This is a genomic window from Thiohalophilus sp. (genome assembly GCF_031581315.1).
In the GTDB taxonomy this organism is placed as follows: Bacteria; Pseudomonadota; Gammaproteobacteria; order UBA6429; family Thiohalophilaceae; genus Thiohalophilus.
On sequence record NZ_JAVLAZ010000128.1, the window covers coordinates 1 to 5,037 of the forward strand.

The 5,037-nt window shown below is 55.0% G+C and carries 6 protein-coding genes; 1 reads left to right on the top strand and 5 read right to left on the bottom strand.

Features of this window, described 5'->3' with window-relative positions; genetic code table 11:
- Nucleotides 1-411 precede the first annotated feature (411 nt).
- Entirely contained in the window at nucleotides 412-1,290 is an 879-nt protein-coding gene (locus RI563_RS12480) for a TraB/GumN family protein (RefSeq protein ID WP_310694714.1), read from the bottom strand.
- Nucleotides 1,291-1,378: 88 nt separating this feature from the next.
- On the opposite strand from RI563_RS12480, the gene rnt reads away from it, so the two are divergent.
- Complete coding sequence (rnt, locus tag RI563_RS12485; protein ID WP_310694715.1) at nucleotides 1,379-1,984, top strand: ribonuclease T; 606 nt, start codon at nucleotides 1,379-1,381, stop codon at nucleotides 1,982-1,984.
- Between the two features lie 251 nt (nucleotides 1,985-2,235).
- On the opposite strand, the gene RI563_RS12490 is transcribed toward rnt, so the two are convergent.
- The 4 genes from RI563_RS12490 to RI563_RS12505 form a co-directional block, all read right to left on the bottom strand.
- On the bottom strand, nucleotides 2,236-3,582 hold the full coding sequence (locus tag RI563_RS12490; protein WP_310694716.1) for a sensor histidine kinase: 1,347 nt from the start codon (nucleotides 3,580-3,582) through the stop codon (nucleotides 2,236-2,238).
- Nucleotides 3,579-4,235: a response regulator transcription factor gene (locus RI563_RS12495; protein WP_310694717.1), complete on the bottom strand. Its 657-nt coding sequence runs from the start codon at nucleotides 4,233-4,235 to the stop codon at nucleotides 3,579-3,581. The genes RI563_RS12490 and RI563_RS12495 overlap by 4 nt, the downstream gene beginning before the upstream one ends.
- A gap of 3 nt (nucleotides 4,236-4,238) precedes the next feature.
- Nucleotides 4,239-4,580 (bottom strand): PepSY domain-containing protein, encoded by a 342-nt coding sequence (locus tag RI563_RS12500; RefSeq protein WP_310694718.1) that lies wholly within the window; start codon nucleotides 4,578-4,580, stop codon nucleotides 4,239-4,241.
- A gap of 15 nt (nucleotides 4,581-4,595) precedes the next feature.
- A partial coding sequence (locus RI563_RS12505; protein ID WP_310694719.1) for a cytochrome b/b6 domain-containing protein occupies nucleotides 4,596-5,037 on the bottom strand: 442 nt, incomplete at its 5' end.

The following is a 5,037-nucleotide window of genomic DNA, read 5'->3' on the forward strand; positions in this document are numbered from 1 at the left end:
CGCAATACCGATCGCGTGACCCTGATCCGCGAAGACTGGACCGTGGCCGGCAGCATGAAGTTTGGTGAGGAGGAGTTGATTCCGCTGCGTGCCGGCCAGACCGTTCACTGGCGAATAAAAGATTAGTGCTGAGTGCTGAGTGCTGAGTGCTGAGTACTGAGTTCTTAGTTCTGAGTCGTAGGCCCGATAAAGCAACGCGGTATCGGGCAACTTTCAAGATGCCGGACACCGCTGCGCTTTGTCCGGCCTACTCACTGCCTTTACCTGTGGGAGCGGGCAACGACCGCGACCCCACCATCGGCCAGCATCGCGCCCGTGGGGCGCTCCCACCAAGCAGTAAAAACAGGAACAGGCTACTGAGTTCTGAGGACCAAGAACTAAGTACTCAGTACTAAGAACTAAGTACTGCCTTTAATAGACAGCGTTGACCCGATACCCCTGCGCTTCCAGCATGCGTAACAGGCCGACGTCGCCGGGCAGGTGCAGGGCGCCGACGGCGATAAAGGCGTTACCTTTTTTCAGCTGTGTCTGCATGGTCTCAAGCATATTCCGGTTACGTTGTTCGATCAGACTGTCGTTGACCAGTGCGCTGACATCCTTGCCTGATTTTTCCAGTTCCCTTTCGCTGAATTCAAGCAGCTCGTCCAGATCGCGTGCCAGGTAAATCTGCAGCATCTCCTCGACCATTTCATCCAGGTTACTGTGTTCGCGAACAGCGACCCGCAACAGGCTAATCTGGGTTTTCAGCGGTGTGTTGTCGAACAGCCCGACGACTTCTTCGGGGGTTTCCAGACCACACAGTTGCTTACCCTGCTCCTGCGCCGTTTGATACAATACATAATCGAGGAACATGCCCGATTCGGGTTTGGGCACACTCAGCAGCAATCCGACCGCCCAGGGTTTAAACATGGGCACCAGCTGTTCAGGAATACCGTAATCGGCGATCAACGTGACGGTTTTTTGATATAGCTCACGGTCAATCTGCTGATCCAGTTTCTGGCCATCGAGATACATCATCCCCTGGCTCATTTGGATCTGCGTGCCCGCGTTCATTTTCATTTCGGCACAAAAGATTTTTGACTGGTCAAACTTCTTCTTTACCAGTGGGGGTAATCGCGTTACCCGGGGATCCTCGCTGTGAATGGTACCGAGCAGATAGCTCGCCTGGCCCGATTCGGGAACCACTTCCCACAATATGCCCTGTTGTTCCTTTGCGTGTGCAACACAAAGTGCCACCAACAACAAACCCGTCGTGGCAATACGTGAAATACCGAAATTTAACTGTTTCATAAAAACCTGCCCCGTCTCTTTCCTGGCTGCAACAGACCTGTGATAATACGCATTGCCACTATTACCCTGCAACGTTCAAGGCTCTCCGATGTCCCATATTTCCAAACGGTTTCGTGGTTTTCTGCCCGTCGTGGTCGACGTGGAAACCGCCGGATTCGATTGTCACAGTCATGCCCTGCTTGAAATCGCCGCCGTTCCGGTCATCATGAATCGCGAAGGCAAGGTCAAACCCGCCGAAACCATTGCCTGCCATGTTGAGCCTTTTGAAGGTGCGCAGCTGGACCCCAAAGCGCTGGAATTCACCGGTATTGATCCTTACCACCCGTTTCGTATGGCCAAACCGGAAGCCGAAGCCCTGGAGCTGATTTTTGAACCAATCGCCGAGATCATCCGGGTTCAGCAATGCAGCCGGGCAATCCTGGTCGGGCATAACCCGTTTTTCGATCTCGGCTTCATCAAGGCGGCTGCCAGGCGCCAGGGTTTCAAGAAAATGCCCTTTCACCAGTTCAGCACCTTCGACACCGCCACCCTGGGCGGCCTCGCCTTCGGCCAGACCGTGCTCGCCCGCGCCGCCAAAGCCGCCGGTATCGAATGGGACAACAGCGAAGCCCATTCAGCAGTCTATGATGCCGAACGCACCGCCGAACTGTTCTGCGACATCGTCAACCGCTGGGACCGGCTTAACCAGGAATAGTCACTTTTTGGATTCACTGGGAAAATAACGCGGAGGACGCGGAGTCGCAGAGGCGCGGAGAAAGATCATTGTGTTATTAACTTAAACGGATTTTATCAAGAACCCGGTTTACGACTACAACATCGCTGTTACCAACTTTCTAATATTTATCGGTTACAAAAGTAAGCCCTCAAAACTCTTTCCTTTACCGGTTTAGCATTTTCAAAATTGTATTCCTCTGCGACTCCGCGACTCCGCGTCCTCCGCGTTTTTTAATCAGAACCCCCGAAAAGAGGCAGCTGTACAATTACCCGCAACCCACCGAATGCCGGGCTGCGATCCAGTTGCAGGGTGCCGTGGTAGCTTTCGACGATCTGTTTGACGATGGACAGGCCGATGCCGTGGCCGCTGACGGTTTCGTCCTGGCGCTGGCCGCGTTGCAGCAGGGTGATGGCCTGTTGGGGATCGATGCCGGGGCCGTCGTCTTCGATGGTAATACTCAGCCGCTCATTCTGTTCGGAAAACGTCAGACGAATGCGACTGTTCGCCCATTTCCAGGCATTATCCAGCAGGTTACCCAGTAGCTCGGTGGCGTCTTCCTTCTCCAGGGGCAGAAGAACATCTTCCGCATTGTCTACTTCGAGCGCTACTGACTTGTCCTGATACAACCGTTCCAGCGTGTCGAGTAGCGGTGGCAAATCCTGTTGCAGATGAAACCGCTTGTGGCTACGCCGGTCACCGGCCAGACGGGCCCGTTTGAGTTCGCTGTCGACCCGTTGCTGTATTTGCCGGATCTGCTGCAAGACCTGTGCATGCCGCTGTTGTTCCGAACCATCGAGGCCTTCATACCATTGATGGATCAGGGCCAGGGGTGTTTTGATGGCGTGCGCCACATCGCCCATGGCATTTCGGGAACGTTCCAGTCGCTGTTGCTGACGCTGCAACAGCCGGTTGACTTCCCTGACCAGCGGTAACACTTCGGCGGGCACATTCTCGGGCAACTGGCTGGCCTGTCCCGATTCGAGCCGGCCAATGGCCTGTTGCGCCTGCCTGACGGGTCGCATGGCAAAATGAATGATCGCGCTTTGTGCCGCGAGCAATACGATAATGATCAGCAGAATTGACGCGCCGAACTGTTTTCTGAATCGGTGTATCTGTGTGGCAATGTGCGAGACATCCTCGGCCGTGACAATCAGCAGCTCCTGACCCTGTTTTTTATACCGCTGCTGGCGAACCAGCAGGGACTGGTTGCGTGGACCGCGCTGGTGACTGATGACCTCATTGTCCGTTTTACGGTTCTTTGGGACATGTAATGTTTCATCCCACAGTGAACGGGAATAGTGCGTTTTGTCGCCGGCCTGAATGATGAAATAGTGGCCGGAAAAGGGCCGATGATAGATATTCTGGATTTTCTTTTCATCCAGGATCAGTTCCCCGTCGTTGTCGAATTGACTGGCAACCAGCAGGCTTTCGGCATCATGTTCCAGCCGGGTCTGGATATACTCGCCGGTGATCTTTTCGACCGCGATACCGATCAACGCCCAGAGCACCACGGCCAGCACAATGATGGTCACCAGCAGACCGAGGTTGAGATTGGCACGCAGGGAACGGAATATCATGGCTCGAAGATATACCCCTGGCCACGCCGGGTCTGAATGATCTCCTTGCCCAGACGATCCCGCAAACGACGGACATACACCTCGATAACATTGCTGTCCCGATCCGCGTCCATTTCATACACGTGTTCGGTGAGTCGGGCTTTGGACAGCACCTTGCCCGGGTTGAGCATGAAATAACGCAGCAGCCGGTATTCGGTGCCGGTTAACTGAAAGCTTTGCTCGCCGTTACTGACAGACTGGGTCTCTTCATTCAATACCCACTCCCCGCCCTGCAGGCGAGCGCCCGTTGATTGATAGCGCCGGCGGATCAGTGCCTGCACCCGGGCCAGTAACTCTTCGCCATGAAACGGCTTGGCCAGGTAATCATCCGCTCCGGTCTGCAGACCGGTCACTTTGTCCTGCCAGCTGTCCCGCGCGGTCAGGATCAACACCGGGGTGGTAATCTTTGCCTCACGCCAGTTTTGCAGTACTTCCAGGCCGCTGCGTTCCGGCAGTCCCAGATCCAGGATGATGGTGTCGTACTCAAATTCCCGACCCAGGTATTCGCCCTCTATCCCATCGTGGGCCAGGTCGACGACATAACCGGCATCGACCAGCTTTGCCTTGAGCGAAGCGGCCAGTTCCGTTTCGTCCTCGACCAGTAGCAGTCGCAAGTTTCAGTCCTCTTCCTCGGTTTTCAGAATTTTGCCGCTGGCGGCATCCACTTCCAGTTCAATGACCCTGCCATTGTCGGTCAGAATCTCCAGCTCATAGATATAACTGCCGTGTTCGCGCTCCAGTTCGGTCTCTATGACCTGGCCGGGATAGTCCTTTTCAACCCGCTGCAAGATTTCCTGCAGGGAAAGGATTTTTCCCTGCTGACGCAATTCCCGCGCCTCCCGGTAATCCAGTTTATCATCCGCCCGGGCGAAATCCATCGTATCCATCCCCTGGCTTGCGAGGATGCCGATACCGCCGGCCGCCAACAGACTAAACAGTACTGATTTATAACGCATCATTTCTCTCCTTTTCTATTAATCGACATGTAACGATTTTTTGCCGTTGAACATCGCCCGCACCAGATTCTCCCGATGCAGCAGACTTTCCACCAGCACGCCCGCCACATGAATCAACGCCAGCAACAGGGTAAAGTTGGCAAAAAACTCATGCACCTCTTCGACCACTTCCCAGCCCGCGGACTCGTGCGCGATCCAGCCGGCCAGCGGTCCGGCGCCCTCTTCCACGGCATAGGTTGCCATCCCGCTCAATGTCGTCACCAGCAATGTGATCAGCATCAGCACAATCATCGCGCCGCCGGCCGGGTTGTGGCCCAGATAACGTTTGGGCCGTAACAGCAACACCTCTTTGAGATACTGTTTGATCTCGGCGGGGCGTTTGACAAAATCACTGAAGCGGGCATGGCGCGTACCGACCAGCCCCCAGATCAGGCGCAGGCCGATCAACAGCAGGACGGTA

What these genes read in the sequence shown, in the direction of transcription:
- RI563_RS12480 (WP_310694714.1), bottom strand. Translation starts at nt 1,290, where the DNA reads ATGAAACAGTTAAATTTCGGTATTTCACGTATTGCCACGACGGGTTTG.
- rnt (WP_310694715.1), top strand. Translation starts at nt 1,379, where the DNA reads ATGTCCCATATTTCCAAACGGTTTCGTGGTTTTCTGCCCGTCGTGGTC.
- RI563_RS12490 (WP_310694716.1), bottom strand. Translation starts at nt 3,582, where the DNA reads ATGATATTCCGTTCCCTGCGTGCCAATCTCAACCTCGGTCTGCTGGTG.
- RI563_RS12500 (WP_310694718.1), bottom strand. Translation starts at nt 4,580, where the DNA reads ATGATGCGTTATAAATCAGTACTGTTTAGTCTGTTGGCGGCCGGCGGT.